Origin of the sequence: Algoriphagus taiwanensis (genome assembly GCF_036245645.1) — a bacterium.
In the GTDB taxonomy this organism is placed as follows: domain Bacteria; phylum Bacteroidota; class Bacteroidia; order Cytophagales; family Cyclobacteriaceae; genus Algoriphagus; species Algoriphagus taiwanensis.
In genome coordinates, this window is the sequence record NZ_BTPE01000004.1 from 39,285 (window position 1) to 56,273 (window position 16,989).

Genomic DNA, 16,989 nt, shown 5'->3' on the forward strand with positions numbered 1-16,989 from the left:
ACTATGAAAAAACTGCCCGTAACCGTTTTGAGTGGCTTCTTGGGAGCCGGAAAAACCACCCTTCTCAATCATGTCCTGCACAATAAAGAAGGAATGAAGGTCGCCGTCATCGTCAATGATATGGGAGAAATCAATGTGGATGCCCAGCTGATTCAGCAGGGTAATACGCTCTCCCGTACTGAGGAAAAGCTGGTAGAAATGAGCAATGGCTGCATTTGCTGTACGCTGAGGGAGGATTTGATGGAAGAGGTCGGTAAGCTGGCCCGAGAGGGAAGGTTTGATTACCTGCTGATCGAAAGCTCGGGTATTTCCGAACCGCTTCCGGTAGCCCAGACTTTTACCTTTGTGGATGAAAACGGAAAATCAATTTTGGGAGAGGTCAGTGAGTTGGATACCTTGGTGACCGTGGTCGATGCGTACAATTTTCCGAAGGATTTTGGAAGCGGGGATACCGTATGGACCCGAAAGATGAATGACGATCCCGAGGATACCCGTTCCATTGTCAATCTACTCACGGATCAAATTGAGTTTGCCAATGTGATTTTACTGAATAAATGTGACTTGGTAGCGGCCGAACAGGCCGAGGAACTGGAGGCGATTCTCCGTAAGCTCAATCCCCGTGCACAGGTCATTCGTACCGAAAAGGGGAAGGCTCCTTTGGACAAAATCCTAAACACGGGGCTTTATGACGAGGCCTTGGAGTCCGCATCAGCCGCATGGATGGAAGAGTTGGAAAAAGAGCATACTCCGGAAACTGAGGAATATGGCATCAGGAGTTTTGTGTTTCGGGACAAAAGACCCTTCCACCCTCAGCGCTTTTGGAATTATATTCAGTCAGAATGGCCGGCTTCAATTATCCGGAGTAAGGGGCTGTTTTATATCGGTTCACGAATGGATGAAGCGATTTCCTGGTCGCAGGCTGGAGGTAGCTTGAAAGCTGAACCAGCGGGAGTTTGGTGGGCTTCCATGCCTTTTCAGCAGCGGATTCGCTATGCATCTTACTTGGACAATCAGAAATGGATCGAGTCCAGATGGGATAAGCGATTCGGAGACCGCATGAATGAATTGGTTTTGATCGGTCAGTTTCCTGAGATAGGCAAGATCACCTTCGAGTTGACGGCCTGCCTGATGACAGATAGGGAAATGGATTTGTTGGAAAAAGGTGCCAAAATCCAGGATCCCTGGCCTTTTTGATTTGAAAAGAGAAAAATGGCTGACCCTTAAAAGTCAGCCATTTGGGTATTTTTCTCCAAAATCAATTCATGGATGGCATCCCAAAGACCAATTCTTTTCTCCAAAGACTCTTTGGCAACGTCAAGGACTTCCCTCCACTTTTCCTGGTCATTTCCACATAGTGTTGCGATCAACTGCAGGGAAAGCGGTCCATGCTCATCTCCATCCAGCTCGATGTGTCGCTGCAGATAGTAGTTTAGCTTGGTGTAGCGGGTATTTTCCGCATCCGATTTTTTCAAAATCTCCAAAAACATATCCGGAATCAAGTCCTCTCTCCCAAACGTGAATGCAGAGGCGATTCGGTGTGCATGTCCTGTTTCAATAACTGAAAATGTGTACCGTACAAAATCCTTGACCTTGTCGTCAATGGCCAAGCTGTCCAAGGCAGGTGCCACTTGCATTCCATTTTTGATCTCGTGGATCAATTTTCTGATCTCGCTGGTGTCCGCTTCCAACTGGTCCATGGCCTCCAAGTACATTTCGAAGTGGCTTTTTGCCTCTCCCAATTCATTGAGGTCACTCTCTTCTCCATGGACGATTTCATTGATAAATCTTGCCAGGCTGGCATCAGGAGCCGGTACCCAAGGAATTTGTACTGTGGTGATTTTTAGCTGGAGTGCCTTCAGCAAGGACATGAAGTCCCAAACTGCATAGACGTGGTTTTCCATGAAAGTCCGGACATCTGCTAGTTGCCGGAGTTGGTCATACAGCGGGTGATTTCTGAGTTGGTTTCTTTGGTCAAGGATTTCCTTTTCGATGAACTCGATCTGATTCATGGGTTACTTACTCTTGTTTTGGGTGATGATTTACGACAAATGCCCCCTTCTCGGATTGGCATTTGGATATATTTTGAGTCAAACAGACTTTAGGGCCAGGTTGTTCTAAGGCTTTGCTTAGTTGATGTCCAGCGATCTTTTCTTTTTCCCTACTGCCCCCCTCTTTTTCAAAGCTTATCCGGATACTTTTATGTGGATCAGGGACTTTTCTATCTTAGGGAAAAATCAACCCATGGAGCTTGCCGTAATTTTTCTTGAGTTTAGGCTGATCCTCGCAGATTGGTTTTTCCTTGTTTTTCATTCCGCATTGATTGTCTTTAACCTTTTTGGTTGGGTTTGGAGAAAAACAAGGAAAGCCCATCTCATCACTATCAGTCTCACGCTTCTTTCCTGGGGATTCTTGGGTATTTGGTACGGCTGGGGTTATTGTCCGCTGACGGATTGGCACTGGGAGGTGTTGAGAAATCTGGGGATTCACGACCTGCCCAATTCATATATCAGCTATCTGCTGGACAGAGTTTTTGGTTGGAATCCCCCAGAAGAATGGGTGGATATCGGTACGCTCAGCTTTACGCTTTTGGCATTTGGGATGTCGATATGGACCAATTGGAAAACTCCCAAGAAGAGCTAATCAACCCTCTAGGCTTGCTTCCAGAAAATCAGTTTTCCGGATACCAATTTCTCAAGCGTACCTCTACTTCAGGAGCGGATGCATTGACCAGGGATTTAAATTTTTCCACGTCACTCAAGCCTTCAGTTCCTCGGTAGTGATAAGGATACACCATCTTTGGCTGGAATTCCGCCACACCATTCGCCGCTTGATCCACATCCATGGTATAGGGCAAATTCATGCAGACAAAAGCCACATCGATTCCCTTTAATGCACGCATTTCTGGGATATCTTCTGTATCTCCGGAGAAATAAAGATGCTTTCCTCCCAGTTCTACAACATAACCATTACCTCGACCTTTGGGATGTCGACTGTCGGCTATCTCAGGGAGATTATACATGGGAAGTGCCGTGATTTGGGTGTTCAAAAGGGTGGAGGAGGTTCCGTTTCCAATTACTTCGATGGCTTTGTATTTGTCCTTTGGGAGCTTCTCAGCCACTGCCTGAGGAGCTACAATCACCGCTCCACTCAAATCCAATCCGTCCAATGTTTCCTGATTGTGGTGATCTCCGTGGATATCGGTGATCAGCACGAGATCAGCGGGTTTTTGTCCTGCAAACCTCTCAGCACCACCGTAAGGATCCACATAAATCGTCAAATCCTGATAGCTCACTACCACTGTACCGTGCAAAATGGGCTGAATTGTGATCGGGCCTTTTTCGGCTGGGATTTGGTCTTGGGCGAAAGCCTGAACAGATACCAAAACAAGAAACAAGGAAAGCAGTAGTCTCATGAGGATTGTTTTTAGGAATAACCTGAAATAAAGCAGGGTGTTTGGTTTTATTGGGTCTTGGACTATTTCAGCTTTCGTTTTTATCCACAGCTAAAATAGTATGTAGAAGTACATTGGCCCCGTTTTCCATGTCTTCCGCTTTGGTGAATTCGTTGAAGGAATGGCTGATTCCACCCACACTAGGGACAAAAATCATCCCCACCGGAGCAATCAGGGCCATTTGTTGGGAGTCATGACCAGCCCCGCTTTGCATCGGCTTGGTGGATAAGCCCAAAGCAAGGGCTGCAGCATTGATTTTTTGCTGAAGGCTGGAATCGGTCAAGGCTGGAAGGTTGAAACTGGGTTCTCTGCGGAAATAAATGCTGGTTTGGGTCTCGGTCGCTATCTCTTCTGCCCGTTTTTCGATCAGGCCTAGGATCTCTTCGATTTTATCAAAAGACAAATCCCGAATCTCCAGTCCCAGATTCACTTTGCCGGGCACTACATTGTAGGCTCCTGGATGGGCTTCCACTTTCCCGACGGTTCCCACCTGATTTCCGGGCATGCTGGTGACGATTTCATTTACTGCCACGGTCAGTTTGGAAGCGGCGAGCATGGCGTCTTTTCTCAGCTTCATAGGCGTAGTCCCGGCGTGATTGGCAAAGCCTTCCACGGTCACTTCCACATCCAAAATACCCACAATTCCTTCCACCACACCGATTTGCAAACCTTCTGCATCTAAGATTCCACCTTGCTCAATATGCAGCTCAAGCCAGGCATGAACCTCACCTTTCTTTCGTTCCGCACTTTTGATGGCCTCGGGATTTCCTCCGATTCCCCGAATTCCTTCTGCCATACTGAGCCCGCTTTGGCTGATTTGCTGCAATCCTTCAGGGGTTAGTTTTCCTACCATCGCTTTGCTGCCGATCAATCCGCCTTCTTCGTTGGCAAAGATGATAACTTCCAGAGGGTGCTCGGTAACCAGATTTTGCTCATTGAGGATTTCGATTACTTCGAGCGCAGCCAAACTTCCCAAGGTCCCGTCGTAATTGCCTCCATCGGGAACCATGTCGATGTGCGAACCAAAAGCAATAGGTTTGAGATTGGGATTTTTACCCTTCCGAGTTCCGATGATATTCCCTCCGGCATCAATTCGGGGGTTTAAGCCGGCTTTTTCCATCAAACCCATAAACCATCTTCTCCCTTCGATATCTCCGGGTGTATAGGCTACACGAAATCCGTGTCCTCGTTCATCCTGCCCGAATTTTGCCAGCTCAGCGATCCGGTCAACGATTCGTTGCCGGTTGACTTTGGGAAGGTTTTTGAAAAAAGGATGAGCTTGAATCATCGGCAAACCCAAGGCTGTCAAACCAAGTGCACTTAGGGCCGATTTCTTTAAAAATTCTCTTCGGATCATAGCTTCGGTAGTGGATGAATAGAGAAGGTAGGGATTTTTGAAGAAAATGAAATCTGTCTTCCTATTGCATCCTTCAAAATGGAAGGCAAACCAATCCTCTGAAAGCAAATGAAACAGGAAAGAAATGAATCAGCGGGCAGAAAGGCAAAGTAGGTTTCAAATCCAGCTTTCTGTCAATTCTCTATACCACCTTATCGGGCAATCTCGCTGAAAAATTTTCAGCAACTCAACTCTTGATTCTTCAGAAATGGTGGTATTTGCTTGAATTTGACCCAAACGGATATTCCAAATTCGGTTGGTTTCAGCTAAATAGGCAATCTTTTCCATTGGCTTTAGGGGTTTATCCGGGAAGCCTAAATGGAGGATTACTTTAGTCAGAAAAGCTTCAAAAGTGGGGTCAAAAGTCCAATTTGCATCTTTGCATAGTTGGGCATATTCCTTTAAAAAATCCAATGTCTCAAAGGCATGAATTTCTTCATTTTTGGAAATGAGGTTCTCTTCTAACAAGATAAATGCTTGTGAAAAATTTTTGAGAAGACGGTGAGTTTGAATGAGCAATAGGGAATAGAGGTGACTCCCGTTCGTGTTTTCTGGAATTTCCAGCTGATTGATTTCTTCCAAAATCGGTAGAGCCTTTTCGTATTCCTGATGGTCAAAATAGATAGTTGCAAGTTGGGTCTTTGTCATATACTCAACTAACTCAGGAGCAAAATCCTCTCTTACAGTATCTATGTAATCCAGTGTGAATTGGACTTTGGTCTGCGTATCTGCATCCCGAAGCTCTCGGTAAAGTTTTAGGATAAATTCCTTGGAAAAAAATTCGGTGGGGTGGGGCAATTTCTTTTGAGTTACTATTCGATCGTTAATGAGATTTTTTTACCAAGACCCAGTTCAAGAATTCGGTATAGGGTGGAAAGTTGTATATCACTTTTCCCGTTTTCAATTCTAGAAATAAAGCTTTTTTTAGTTCCTGTTTTTTTAGCAAGTTCTTCTTGGGTCATTTTCGAAAGCCTTCGTTCTTCTTTGATAAGCTCTCCAATGGCAAATGCTTTCGCTTTTGCTTCAAAAGCCATCCTTTTTTCTTCCCCAACATGACCATACCTTTTATCAAGGTGTTGTTCAAATGTTTTGATTGATTCCTTTTCTTTCATTTTACCGTTGTTTATTTTTCTCTCGGAAGTAGTCAGCTTTTATCCTTAATGCTTTTTCTATTTCTTTTTGAGGTGTTTTTTGAGACTTTTTTTGAAAACCATTGAAGAGAATGATGAGGTTACCTTCATCAAAACAGCAGAAAATCCTAAAATATTACTGCTGTATTCGATTCTTATTTCGTAAAGCCCATCATAGGAAGTCATTTGAGAAAAGAACTTTGCTGGGATTCTATCCAATACCATAACCATATAAAGTACTTCATCCACCTTGCCTTGTACTTTTTCGGGAAGTTCGGTGAAAAAGTCCTCGAAATAGTTCTTATAGAAAATCAGCCTTCTTTTTTTCTCCACGCAGTAAAGTTAACGAATAATGGTACAAAAGGATGGGTTGAATCTAAAAAGAGAGGTTATTTTTTAAAAATCAGCTGGTACTAGCAATTGATTTTTAAGTAGATACTTTGAGTTTGCTTCCGTTTTGAGAACGGCTGAAAGCATGGCGATTCCTTGTTCAGTGAATACTAGAGGTAGAGTTCTCCTGCCTCCATAAGAACTTGAGGTTCCAATTTGGAACCTTAAAAATTTTTAATTATGTAAAATATTAAGGTTGTAATTGAGATTAGGAATATTGTCAAGCTACCCATACAACCTTTTGATACAGCTCTTCCAATTTTTTGATCTCTACCACTCTTTGTTAAAGGTATTCCAATTTTCCTTGAGACGTTTGCTTTTGCTCCTGAAATACCAGAAAGCCTTTTCCATGAAAATCCACCTTTGTTCATATTTTTACAATTTTAAGATTCTTAAATTTTCCATTTTAAAACTTCCTAACCAGCCCATCCTTCTCGATCCAGGCTTCTGTATTGAATTGCCTCGGCCAGATGCTCCACTTTGATAGCCTCGCTTCCCGCGATATCTGCGATGGTTCGGGCGACCTTCAAGATGCGGTCGTAGGCTCGGGCAGATAAGCCGAGTCGCTCCATGGCGGTTTTGAGCAGGGCTTTTCCAGCTTCATTGATCTGGCAGACTTCCTTGACCATGTGAGAGGGCATCATGGCATTGCAGTAGACTTCGGGGTTGTTTTGAAAACGTTCTTTTTGCTTTTCCCGACCCTGAATCACCCGCTCGCGGATGGCTTTGCTGGATTCGGCCTTGCGGGTGGAGGTCATTTCGTCGAATTTGACTGGAGTCACTTCCACATGCAGGTCGATCCGGTCGAGTAGGGGACCGCTGACCTTGTTGAGGTAGCGCTGTACGATGCCTGGTCCGCAGACGCATTCCTTTTCGGGATGGTTGTAGTAGCCACAAGGGCAGGGATTCATGCTGGCGATCAGCATAAAGTTGGCCGGATAGTCCACGGAGACTTTAGCACGGGAGATGGTCACTTTCCTTTCTTCCAAGGGTTGGCGCATCACTTCCAGGACAGTCCGCTTGAACTCCGGAAGTTCGTCCAGAAACAATACCCCATTGTGGGCCAAGGAGATTTCTCCGGGTTGAGGGTTGCCGCCGCCACCGACCAAGGCTACGTCAGAGATGGTATGGTGTGGACTTCGAAAAGGCCTTTGAGCCAGTAGAGAGGCATTTCGTCCCAATTTTCCGGCTACGGAATGGATCTTGGTGGTCTCCAAAGCTTCCTGCAAGGAAAGGGGAGGAAGAATGGAAGGCAATCGCTTGGCGAGCATGGTTTTCCCGGCTCCGGGAGGACCGATCATGATCACATTGTGACCTCCGGCTGCAGCGATCTCCATGGCCCGTTTGATATTTTCCTGACCCTGCACATCGGCAAAGTCAAATTCATTTTCATCCAAAGAATGATAAAAGATCTCCCGGGTATCAGTAACCAAGGGCTCAATGTCCAAATTGCCTTGCAGAAACTCCACCGCTTGGTCCAAGGTCTCCACTCCGATGATGTCGATGTTGTTCACGATGGAGGCCTCTTTGGCATTTTCCAGCGGAAGGATAAAGCCCTTGAATCCCCGCTTTCGGGCTTCGATAGCGATGGGAAGGACCCCTTTGATTGGGCGAAGATTGCCGTCTAGCGAAAGCTCACCCATGATCACGTAGCGGTCCAATTCCGGGAAACTGACCTGCTCGGAGGCTTGAAGGATTCCCATGGCGATAGGGAGATCGTAGGCGGATCCCTCTTTTCGAATATCTGCAGGAGCCAAGTTGATGACGACCTTTTGCCTTGGCATGCGGTAATTGAAGTACTTCAGGGCAGATTCTACTCGCTGCTGGGATTCTTTGACTGCAGAATCGGGTAAGCCTACCATAAAAAAGCTGGTACCCTGTCCCACATTGACCTCGATGGTGATCAGATTGGCATCTACGCCTGAGACTGCGCTTCCAAAAGTTTTTGCAACCATAGCTTTTTCAAATAAAAAAGGAAACCGATTTGGCTTCCTGAATATAGAACTTTGCGAAAATTAAATCTTTATTGATCCGTAAAATTTTGGCGGGGTTTGATCGTCCCGCTGGGGTCTTCCTGATTCTTTTGAGGAATGGTTTTCTTGGGTTCCTCGGTCTTGGGATGTTCAAAATCGTAGATCTTGGCCTTCAATCCATTCATTTCATTTTGCATCTTTTTGATGGTAGAGTCCTGACTGCTTGCATGCATGGCAGTAGCTCCCCAAACAGCCAAAAAGACAATCAGCCCGGTCAAAAACACCTTTACCATGGACTGAGGTGTGATCGGATCCATATTGAAAGTGGCTCCCAGCGTATCGAAGAATATAAAAAAGAGTAAGAAAATCAGGAAATAAACCAGCAGAGCCAGTTGAAGATATAGTGAAAGCTTTTTCATAAGTCAAAATTAAATTTTTCTAATTTACTCAAACGGATTGAATACTGGAAAGCTTTTGGTAGAGGCCTTCTCTTTGCATCAATTCGGAGTGGGTTCCTTTTTGGACGATCTTCCCTTTTTCGATGACCAGAATTTCATCCGCATGCTGGATCGTACTCAGTCTATGGGCGATGACCAGGGTAGTACGATTGGTCATCAACTTGGTCAAAGCCTCCTGTACCAATTGCTCTGACTCTGAGTCCAAGGCTGAGGTGGCTTCATCCAAAATCAGAATAGGTGGATTCTTCAATACGGCACGAGCGATACTGAGTCTCTGTCTTTGTCCTCCGGAAAGCTTAGAGCCCCGGTCTCCGATATTGGTTTGGTAGCCGTTTTCCAACTGGGATATGAAAGAATGGGCATTGGCGATTTGGGCTGCGGCGATGACCTGCTCCTCAGTGACGTCCTCAATTCCAAAAGCGATATTGTTGAAGACTGTGTCATTGAACAGGATGGATTCCTGGGTCACGATCCCCATGAGGTTTCTCAGTTGAGAAGTAGAAAAATCCCGTATATCCGTTCCGTCCAGCGCGATGCTTCCCGAGCTAGGATCATAGAATCGTGGCACCAAGTCAGCCAAAGTGGATTTTCCTCCTCCCGATGGACCTACCAGAGCGATGGTTTTGCCTTTTTCCAAACGGAAACTGATATCCTGAAGCACCAATTGATCCTGATAGGCAAAGCTGACCCCATGAAATTCAATCTCTTTTTCGAAAGCGCTGAGCGGTTTGGGATTAGCCGGGGAGTTGATTTGCTCGGGGGTATCTACCACTTCAAAGATCCGCTCAGCCGAGGCTATTCCCCTTTGGATGCTGCTGACTGCTCGGGAAATCTCCTTGGCAGGGTTGAGTACTTGAGTGAAGATGATGATGTAGGTAATAAAGTCCGATGCACTCAGGCTGGATTCCCCGCTCAGGACAAGACTGCCTCCATAGACCAGAATCCCTGCTACCACGCTGACTCCGAGAAATTGGGAAATGGGAGAGGCCAGCTCGTTTTTTCGGGCCATACTCACATTGACCCGGGAGTAGTAGTCATTTTCTCCGTCAAACTTCTCCTCGGTAAATCGCTCAGCATTGAAGGCTTTGATCACCCGCATTCCACCGAGAGTTTCGTCGAGGATATTCACAATTCTGCCCAGAGATTGCTGGCTTTGTATAGCTCGCTTTTTCAGCCTTTTGGTGATTCCACCGATAATCGCTCCGGAAATAGGAATGATCAGAATCGTAAACAAGGTCAGCTTGACTGACATAAAAAACAACACGGCGAAGTAGAGAATGATCGTGGCCGGTTCACGGAAAACCACCCTCAGGGACTGCACGATCGTGTTTTCTACCTCCTGCACATCATTGGTCATTTTGGACATCAGGTCTCCTTTGCGCTCATTGGAAAAGTAGCCCAAGTGGAGGCGGTTGACTTTTTGGAAGATGTCCATGCGCATGCCCCGAATCACGGTCGCTCTGACCTTGGCCAAAACCACTCCGGAGAGGTAGGTGAAGAGATTGGAAAGGAATACCGATATGACGATGATGATGCAGACAAAAACGAGTGTACCGAATTTGCCATAGGCATCCTGCACCAATAAAAACCTATGGTAAAACAGGGAAGTGAAATACTCTACGGATAGGTTGAAGGAGTCAAGGCTGCGGTATTTTTCGAGAGACTGAGGCTCTACCTGCTCAAAAATGACGTCGAACAGAGGCTTGAGCAGGGTGAAATTGAGCAGGCCAAAGACTATCGCCAAAAAGGCGTAGAAGATGTAAATCGGAACAAACCTGCCAAAGGGCCGGGCATAGGAAAGGATCCGAAAGTAGGTGTTCATCAAAAAGGCCGAAATTATTTGGGCCGCAAGTTACGGAAAATTAGCGGAGCGATGATTGCTCAGGTTCTTTCAGGCTTAGGATGCTTAATTCTTGAAAGCTTTCAATTGCTTATCAGTAATTGAAATCAGGCCTTGTAAAATTCCATCTGAAAGCAAACTGCAGGAAATTGCTGGCTTGAGGTGCATTGAGGTCTTGGGCTGCCCTTCTTCTGTAGGTGTGGGAAAAGTCCACAAAGAAGTTGTGCTTTAGCATGTAGGAGGCATTGAAATTGGTCTGGATAACTTGATTTTCCACCCCCTGACCGATAAAATTCCCGAAGAGTCCGGTAGGGCTTCCTTCCAGCCGGTTTTTCAGGACATCTCCTCCCCAATTGACCTCTGCGGATTCATCCGCACCAAATAGCTGATACATTCCGGTAAGATTCAGGTCTAGCCGGGGAAGGGGTTGGTAGCGGATGATTCCGACAAACTCCCTGAAATTGGCGCCTCGGGGATGGGTGAGGGGAGTTCTCCAGTTGGAGTAGGACTGGTAGTCCACTTTTTCCTGAAAAGTGTAGGGCCTTGCCTGATTCCATTCCAGCTGAAAATCCAGGTTGCTGATAGTTAAGGCATTGATGTATTTCAAGCCTGCCTGAGCACCGTATTTGTTTCTTTTTGAGCCATCTCCATCAATTTCAAAAAACTCCGTAAAGACAAACTCATCCAAGGCAAACTGTCCATAGAGTTGAAGCCCCGGGGTGACCATCCATTTGCCGTCTATTCCGAGCATGACTTTGTCCGGAGTGCCAAGCTGCTGCTCCACCCAGCGGACCATGACCAGAGGGTTGAAGTAGTTGAAGTTGATCTTGTCTGTCATCACCGAGGCAAACCAGCCCAGATTGATCTTTTTGCCTACATTGAAGCCCATGCGGTTGTAGGAAAAATACTTTTGGGGATATCTTCCATCCGTGGGTCTGCCACGGTCATAAAACACATCCGCAGTCATTTGAGACCAGACATTGGTCAACTGAAATTTCCAGACCTTGGTATTGAACTTGACAAACATGTAGGGATTGGAAAAGTCCGAAATCTGGAAGGAGCGGTATCCTTCCCCGGCAAAATTCCGGTCATGCCCCACTTGCACTTCGATATGCTTGGTGATCTGAAAGGATACATGGCCCAAGGCAGAAAAATAGCTGTAGCCATTATCCTGATATTCTTTCCAAAAACCCTCTCCGGGAACAGCCCCGTTGTATTCCGTGTATTCTTTGACCCAAGAGGGAAAAAATACTTCCGAAGTGGTGAAATAGGTATAAAACCCTACTTTTTTGTCTACAGAACCCCTCAAAACTACCCCTCGGGCAAGCCGGGCCGGATTTTGATTGTTGTCTGTCTCAGTACCTCCGCTCAGGTAAATCACCGGGCTGAGATGAATGTCAAATTCCTCCGAATTGTAATGGGCAAAATCACCGGGGCGTCGGTATAATTTCTTCAGAAAGGGCTTTCTCGATTCGGGGATATCCCGCTCTGAAAACTCCCAATTGTCCTGACTCAAATAGTCCAGATTGAATTGATCGGCTTTGGACCGAATGACTTCAGGATTGGCTGCTAAGCTATCCAGAAATCCTGCAATGATATCCCTTCGGTAGGGTTTGAATCCCGTGTTGAAAAAGGGATTATTTTGACCCTGAAGAATTTCGTATCGTTCGATTTTGTGGTAGTAATCCCGATCGTAGGGGACGTAGGAGCCCTGAGAATAAGCAAAAACGGAAATCAAACTGAAACTGAATGCCAATGCACTTCGGCAAAGCAATCGATAGGTGACTGGAGTATGCATCGCCTTAAAGCTAAAAAAGAATCCCAAGATTTTTTATCAACCCCTTATTTTGCCTTTTCCCCATTGCTAAAATCACCTTAACAAAGTTTTAACCCTTCCAAAATGGAGATATCTTTATCTTTGGCAAAAAACAACAAGAAATGGTAAGCAAGATCTTGGCGGTATTTTTTGCTGTGAGTCTATTTGCACTTTCTGCTTCAGCCCAACAAACGAATGATCAACCCAAATTAGTGGTTGGAATCATTGTAGACCAAATGAGACAGGAATACCTGTACAGATTTGGTGACCGATTTGGGGAAGGAGGATTCAAGAGGTTCACCGAGCAGGGATTTATGATGACCAACGGGCATTACAATTACATCCCAACTTACACCGGACCGGGCCACGCATCGGTTTATACCGGTACTACTCCGGCAACTCACGGGATCATCGCCAACAACTGGTATGTCAGACAGCTAAATCGGGCGATTTACTGCGCAGAGGATAGCACGGTCACCAATGTGGGAGGTACGCCGGGAAATGGAAATATCAGTCCCCGAAATCTGCTTTCTACCACGATTTCAGACGAACTCCGCTTTTCTACCGCAAAAAGATCCAAAGTGGTCGGAATAGCTATTAAAGACCGTGGAGCAAGTCTTCCGGCCGGTCATACCGGAGATGCTTATTGGTACGACAGTGATAATGGAGAGTGGATGACTTCCACTTATTATCACCAGGCCTTGCCTCAATGGGCGGCCGATTTCAATACCAAAAAGAGACCGGATTACTATTTGGGACAAACTTGGAATACTCTGTATCCGATCGAGTCTTATGTCAATTCCCTGCCGGACAACAATGATTATGAGGCTCCATTTATTGGAAAAAGCACGCCTACTTTTCCGTATGTGCTTGATTCCCTGAGAAAAAACAATGGAGACTATGGACTCATCGCATCTACCCCTTATGGCAATAGCCTGACTTTGGATTTTGCCTATGCAGCCATTGAAGGGGAAAAGTTGGGACAAAGGGGAGTCACTGATTTGTTGGCAGTGAGCTTCTCCAGCCCGGATTACATTGGCCATCGATTCGGCCCATCCTCCATCGAAGTGGAGGATAACTACCTGAGATTGGACAAGGATTTGGCTGCCTTCTTTGACTACCTAGATCAAAAAATCGGCAAAGGACAATATTTGGTCTTTATCTCCGCAGATCATGCTGTGGCTGAAGTACCGAGCTATATGGTCAGTGAAAGAGTACCTGCAGGGAACTTCAATACCGGGTTGATTTTGGGGCAGTTGCGTGGTTTTGCTCAGGCCAAATATGGGGATGGCAATTGGATCCTGAATTTTTCCAATGAGCAAGTTTTCGTCAATAAAGATTTGGCCAGAGAGAAAAATATGGATTTCGAACTCATGCAGCGAGAAATCGCCGACTATTCGCTGAGATTCAAGGGGGTGAAGGAAGCTTATACAGCTGCCGATCTCAAGAAGATGGAGTATAATTTCGGCAGCAAGCACTTGCTGCAGATGGGATTCAATCACAAAGCTTCCGGAGATGTGCTATTCGTCTTGGAGCCGGCTTGGCTTGCGGGAGGACAAAGAGGAACCACTCATGGTTCGGGCTATACCTATGACACCCATGTGCCGATTGCGTTCTATGGTTGGGGAATCAAGCCGGGAACAAGCTCCACCTACACCACGGTAACGGATATTGCACCCACCTTGTCGGTATTGTTGAAAATCAAGTTTCCGAATGGGGCTATAGGGCAGCCGATCAAGGAGATTGTCGATGGAAAATAAGTGAAGAGAAGTATTTGATCCCGGGTACAAAGCCCGGGATTTTTTTTTGGCGATCGTTCAACAAGCCTTCAAATCATCTTGAATTGGTATTGATTCCTGAACTTGTTTTAAGACTCACTTTCTATTGAATAAAACTTAGGTTTTCTTTGCATTCGGTGGTTTTTGCGCTTGGATTTTTTTCAGGAAGTTGATTAATTTGAGCTATTCATTTTTAATTATGAGCTATTCATCCTCGAAAATCTGGATTCATCTTGTTTTTTATACTCGCCTGAAAGCACCTCTTTTGGTGGGGAAATTGAAGAAAGACATCAAGAATGGATTGGAGGAGTTTTTATCAGAAAACTGCGATCAACCCTGTGCTTACCATATTTTGCCTGAGCACATTCACCTTTTGATCAATTTATCGGATTCTCTATCTGCAAGGGAAATTTTAAAAAAGATTCAATCCAAAATTCAGGACTCTTTGAAAGAAAGTAAAATGGAAGTGAATCTGGATTGGGAGGAAGAGTTTCATGTGCATTCGGTGAGTGCCACTCGACTTTCCACTGAGAAAAGCGGAATTATGCGCCAGGAATTGATCCATCAGGAGCTTTCCTTGGAAGAGGAGATGAAGTTTCTGGGTATGTAATTAAAAAAGCCTCCGGAGGTGATCCAGAGGCTTTCTAGCTATTATTCGGTCCAGCTCATGGGGTAATTTTCATCCACAAAGCTCAAGGCGTCCTTGGTCAGCATCAGGGGCCTAAAGGTATCAAGCATGACTGCATATTCTTTGGTTTCCTTTGCTCCGATGGATTTTTCGACTGTTCCCGGATGGGGTCCGTGAGGTAGCCCACCCATGTGGATCGTGAAAGATCCCCGGTCAATCCCTTTGCGGCTCATAAATTCTCCCTCTGCGTAATAAAGAACCTCATCCGAATCGATATTGCTGTGATTATATGGAGCCGGAATAGCCAAAGGATGATAGTCAAACAAGCGAGGCACAAAGGAACAAATCACAAATCCCCAAGCCTGAAATGTCTGATGCACCGGAGGTGGCTGATGAATGCGCCCGGTAATTGGCTCAAAATCATGGATGGAAAGCGCGTAGGGGTAGAGGTATCCATCCCAACCCACGATATCCAAAGGACTGTGCCCGTAGTGGTATTGGTGAAGCATGCCCTGCTTTTTGATCTGGACTAAGTAATCGCCCTTTTGATCTTCGATATGCAACTCATGCGGGGGTCTGATGTCCCGCTCGCAATAGGGAGAGTGCTCCAAGAGCTGCCCAACTTCGTTTCTGTAGCGTTTTACCGTCTCGATAGGGCCGTGGGACTCAATGACCAATAAGCGCAGAGGTCCCTCTTCTGCAAACTCAAAGCGGTAAATGGTAGTCCTTGGAATGACCACATAGTCGCCTTTTTTGACCTCGAGCTTTCCAAATTGGGAATACAGTATGCCCTCGCCATCATGAATGTAAATCAGTTCGTCTCCATCCGCATTTTTAAAATAGTAATCCATTTTTCGATTCTTGGGAGAGCAGATTCCCATCATCACGTCATTGTTCATCATCAGCATCCTTCGGGCACTGAGATAGTCTTCGCCGGTAGTCTCTACCCCGGAAGTCTTGAGGTGAGTCTGATTGAGTCCATAAGCTTCCGCAGGCTCCCACTTGTAGGGCTTTGGAGTGCCTATGGATTTGACCTCGTTGGGATTATAGATATGGTATAGGTTGGAATAGATTCCGGAGAAGCCCTTGGAACTCACCAATTCTTCTTTGTAAAGACTGCCGTCAGGTTGCCTGAATTGGGTGTGGCGCTTGGGGGGTATTTTTCCTAATCTGAAGTAGTATGCCATGATTTTGGGTTTATATTCGCTTTTGCTTGCTAATTTAACACTTATCTCAAAGACCTATTCATCTTATCATGTACTCTTTTGATCAACTGGGCTCTGGCTTGGAAAGTTTTATAGTGCCAACCTCCGCTTTTCAAAAATCCTGTTTTCTAATCCTCATTTCGCTGTTTTCGACTGCCTTTTTCCCTGCCTTCTCCCAGACCAAGGCTACTCTGCTTTGGTCGGACGAATTTGATCAAAATGGACTTCCAGACCCTGAAAAGTGGGGCTACAATGTAGGAGACCATGGATGGGGAAATAATGAGTTGCAGTTTTACACCGAAGGCAACCTTGACAATGCCAGAGTGGAAAACGGACTATTGATCATCGAAGCCAAAAAAGATGCCGACTATCCCAAAGGGTATAGCTCTGCTCGCTTAGTCACTAAAGGCAAGGCTGCTTGGCAATTTGGGTATATTGAAGTCAGGGCAAAACTTCCCGAAGGGGTAGGCACTTGGCCGGCTATCTGGATGCTGGCAGAAGAAAACCGACACGGTGGCTGGCCTAAAAACGGAGAGATTGACATCATGGAGCATGTAGGCTACGATCCGGGGACGGTTCATGGCACCGTCCATACCGCAGCATTTAATCACACCAAAAACACCCACAAAGGAGCTCAAGTGAATGTTCCTGATTTTAATTCGGAGTTTCATCTGTATGCTATTGATTGGACTTCCGAAAAAATCGACTTCTACATGGATGGAGAGCGGTACTTTACTTTTGAAAATACAGGAGGGGATTATCAGGAGTGGCCTTTTGACCAACCTTTCCATCTGGTCTTGAATATTGCAGTTGGGGGAAATTGGGGTGGACAAAAAGGCATAGATCCCGATATCTGGCCTCAGCGTATGGAAATTGATTATGTGAGAGTCTACGACAAGATGCCTACAGGGCAATAAAGCTTGG

At 45.7% G+C, this 16,989-nt stretch carries 18 protein-coding genes; 5 read left to right on the top strand and 13 right to left on the bottom strand.

Annotation, left to right across the window (positions count from 1 at the left end; genetic code table 11):
• Positions 1-3 precede the first annotated feature (3 nt).
• The gene (locus tag AAA938_RS06415; protein WP_338227813.1) at positions 4-1,194 is read left to right on the top strand and encodes a GTP-binding protein; all 1,191 of its coding nucleotides are present in this window, start codon (positions 4-6) and stop codon (positions 1,192-1,194) included.
• Positions 1,195-1,220: 26 nt separating this feature from the next.
• Here AAA938_RS06415 and AAA938_RS06420 read toward each other — a convergent pair whose 3' ends face one another.
• Complete coding sequence (locus AAA938_RS06420) at positions 1,221-2,009, bottom strand: DUF3050 domain-containing protein (RefSeq protein ID WP_338227814.1); 789 nt, start codon at positions 2,007-2,009, stop codon at positions 1,221-1,223.
• 232 nt (positions 2,010-2,241) lie between these two features.
• Here AAA938_RS06420 and AAA938_RS06425 point away from each other — a divergent pair, with 232 nt between their 5' ends.
• Entirely contained in the window at positions 2,242-2,640 is a 399-nt protein-coding gene (locus AAA938_RS06425) for a DUF2784 domain-containing protein (RefSeq protein WP_338227815.1), read from the top strand.
• A 28-nt stretch (positions 2,641-2,668) separates the two neighbouring features.
• Here AAA938_RS06425 and AAA938_RS06430 read toward each other — a convergent pair whose 3' ends face one another.
• From AAA938_RS06430 to AAA938_RS06480, 11 genes are all read right to left on the bottom strand, one after another.
• A complete protein-coding gene (locus tag AAA938_RS06430) occupies positions 2,669-3,412 on the bottom strand; it encodes an MBL fold metallo-hydrolase (RefSeq protein ID WP_338227816.1) in 744 nt (247 codons plus the stop codon).
• 67 nt (positions 3,413-3,479) lie between these two features.
• The gene (locus AAA938_RS06435; RefSeq protein ID WP_338227817.1) at positions 3,480-4,808 is read right to left on the bottom strand and encodes a Zn-dependent hydrolase; all 1,329 of its coding nucleotides are present in this window, start codon (positions 4,806-4,808) and stop codon (positions 3,480-3,482) included.
• 156 nt (positions 4,809-4,964) lie between these two features.
• Positions 4,965-5,645, bottom strand: coding sequence for a hypothetical protein (locus tag AAA938_RS06440; protein WP_338227818.1), 681 nt, complete (start codon positions 5,643-5,645; stop codon positions 4,965-4,967).
• Between the two features lie 14 nt (positions 5,646-5,659).
• Positions 5,660-5,959 (bottom strand): helix-turn-helix domain-containing protein, encoded by a 300-nt coding sequence (locus AAA938_RS06445; RefSeq protein ID WP_338227819.1) that lies wholly within the window; start codon positions 5,957-5,959, stop codon positions 5,660-5,662.
• A gap of 1 nt (position 5,960) precedes the next feature.
• Complete coding sequence (locus AAA938_RS06450; RefSeq protein WP_338228132.1) at positions 5,961-6,104, bottom strand: type II toxin-antitoxin system RelE/ParE family toxin; 144 nt, start codon at positions 6,102-6,104, stop codon at positions 5,961-5,963.
• Between the two features lie 269 nt (positions 6,105-6,373).
• Complete coding sequence (locus AAA938_RS06455; RefSeq protein ID WP_338228133.1) at positions 6,374-6,523, bottom strand: ORF6N domain-containing protein; 150 nt, start codon at positions 6,521-6,523, stop codon at positions 6,374-6,376.
• Positions 6,524-6,531: 8 nt separating this feature from the next.
• On the bottom strand, positions 6,532-6,738 hold the full coding sequence (locus AAA938_RS06460) for a hypothetical protein (RefSeq protein WP_338227820.1): 207 nt from the start codon (positions 6,736-6,738) through the stop codon (positions 6,532-6,534).
• Between the two features lie 45 nt (positions 6,739-6,783).
• Positions 6,784-8,322 (bottom strand): YifB family Mg chelatase-like AAA ATPase, encoded by a 1,539-nt coding sequence (locus AAA938_RS06465; RefSeq protein WP_338227821.1) that lies wholly within the window; start codon positions 8,320-8,322, stop codon positions 6,784-6,786.
• Positions 8,323-8,390: 68 nt separating this feature from the next.
• On the bottom strand, positions 8,391-8,759 hold the full coding sequence (locus AAA938_RS06470) for a hypothetical protein (RefSeq protein ID WP_338227822.1): 369 nt from the start codon (positions 8,757-8,759) through the stop codon (positions 8,391-8,393).
• Positions 8,760-8,787: 28 nt separating this feature from the next.
• Entirely contained in the window at positions 8,788-10,620 is a 1,833-nt protein-coding gene (locus AAA938_RS06475; protein WP_338227823.1) for an ABC transporter ATP-binding protein, read from the bottom strand.
• 112 nt (positions 10,621-10,732) lie between these two features.
• The gene (locus AAA938_RS06480; protein WP_338227824.1) at positions 10,733-12,463 is read right to left on the bottom strand and encodes a hypothetical protein; all 1,731 of its coding nucleotides are present in this window, start codon (positions 12,461-12,463) and stop codon (positions 10,733-10,735) included.
• 113 nt (positions 12,464-12,576) lie between these two features.
• Between AAA938_RS06480 and pafA the strand changes: the two genes are divergently transcribed.
• The gene (gene pafA, locus AAA938_RS06485) at positions 12,577-14,214 is read left to right on the top strand and encodes an alkaline phosphatase PafA (protein ID WP_338227825.1); all 1,638 of its coding nucleotides are present in this window, start codon (positions 12,577-12,579) and stop codon (positions 14,212-14,214) included.
• A 217-nt stretch (positions 14,215-14,431) separates the two neighbouring features.
• Entirely contained in the window at positions 14,432-14,842 is a 411-nt protein-coding gene (locus AAA938_RS06490; RefSeq protein ID WP_338227826.1) for a transposase, read from the top strand.
• A 41-nt stretch (positions 14,843-14,883) separates the two neighbouring features.
• On the opposite strand, the gene AAA938_RS06495 is transcribed toward AAA938_RS06490, so the two are convergent.
• A complete protein-coding gene (locus AAA938_RS06495) occupies positions 14,884-16,047 on the bottom strand; it encodes a homogentisate 1,2-dioxygenase (RefSeq protein WP_338227827.1) in 1,164 nt (387 codons plus the stop codon).
• A 68-nt stretch (positions 16,048-16,115) separates the two neighbouring features.
• On the opposite strand from AAA938_RS06495, the gene AAA938_RS06500 reads away from it, so the two are divergent.
• The gene (locus AAA938_RS06500) at positions 16,116-16,982 is read left to right on the top strand and encodes a glycoside hydrolase family 16 protein (RefSeq protein WP_338227828.1); all 867 of its coding nucleotides are present in this window, start codon (positions 16,116-16,118) and stop codon (positions 16,980-16,982) included.
• Positions 16,983-16,989: the final 7 nt, after the last annotated feature.

What these genes read in the sequence shown, in the direction of transcription:
- AAA938_RS06415 (WP_338227813.1), top strand. Translation starts at nt 4, where the DNA reads ATGAAAAAACTGCCCGTAACCGTTTTGAGTGGCTTCTTGGGAGCCGGA.
- AAA938_RS06420 (WP_338227814.1), bottom strand. Translation starts at nt 2,009, where the DNA reads ATGAATCAGATCGAGTTCATCGAAAAGGAAATCCTTGACCAAAGAAAC.
- AAA938_RS06425 (WP_338227815.1), top strand. Translation starts at nt 2,242, where the DNA reads ATGGAGCTTGCCGTAATTTTTCTTGAGTTTAGGCTGATCCTCGCAGAT.
- AAA938_RS06430 (WP_338227816.1), bottom strand. Translation starts at nt 3,412, where the DNA reads ATGAGACTACTGCTTTCCTTGTTTCTTGTTTTGGTATCTGTTCAGGCT.
- AAA938_RS06435 (WP_338227817.1), bottom strand. Translation starts at nt 4,808, where the DNA reads ATGATCCGAAGAGAATTTTTAAAGAAATCGGCCCTAAGTGCACTTGGT.
- AAA938_RS06445 (WP_338227819.1), bottom strand. Translation starts at nt 5,959, where the DNA reads ATGAAAGAAAAGGAATCAATCAAAACATTTGAACAACACCTTGATAAA.
- AAA938_RS06460 (WP_338227820.1), bottom strand. Translation starts at nt 6,738, where the DNA reads ATGAACAAAGGTGGATTTTCATGGAAAAGGCTTTCTGGTATTTCAGGA.
- AAA938_RS06465 (WP_338227821.1), bottom strand. Translation starts at nt 8,322, where the DNA reads ATGGTTGCAAAAACTTTTGGAAGCGCAGTCTCAGGCGTAGATGCCAAT.
- AAA938_RS06470 (WP_338227822.1), bottom strand. Translation starts at nt 8,759, where the DNA reads ATGAAAAAGCTTTCACTATATCTTCAACTGGCTCTGCTGGTTTATTTC.
- AAA938_RS06475 (WP_338227823.1), bottom strand. Translation starts at nt 10,620, where the DNA reads ATGAACACCTACTTTCGGATCCTTTCCTATGCCCGGCCCTTTGGCAGG.
- pafA (WP_338227825.1), top strand. Translation starts at nt 12,577, where the DNA reads ATGGTAAGCAAGATCTTGGCGGTATTTTTTGCTGTGAGTCTATTTGCA.
- AAA938_RS06490 (WP_338227826.1), top strand. Translation starts at nt 14,432, where the DNA reads ATGAGCTATTCATCCTCGAAAATCTGGATTCATCTTGTTTTTTATACT.
- AAA938_RS06495 (WP_338227827.1), bottom strand. Translation starts at nt 16,047, where the DNA reads ATGGCATACTACTTCAGATTAGGAAAAATACCCCCCAAGCGCCACACC.
- AAA938_RS06500 (WP_338227828.1), top strand. Translation starts at nt 16,116, where the DNA reads ATGTACTCTTTTGATCAACTGGGCTCTGGCTTGGAAAGTTTTATAGTG.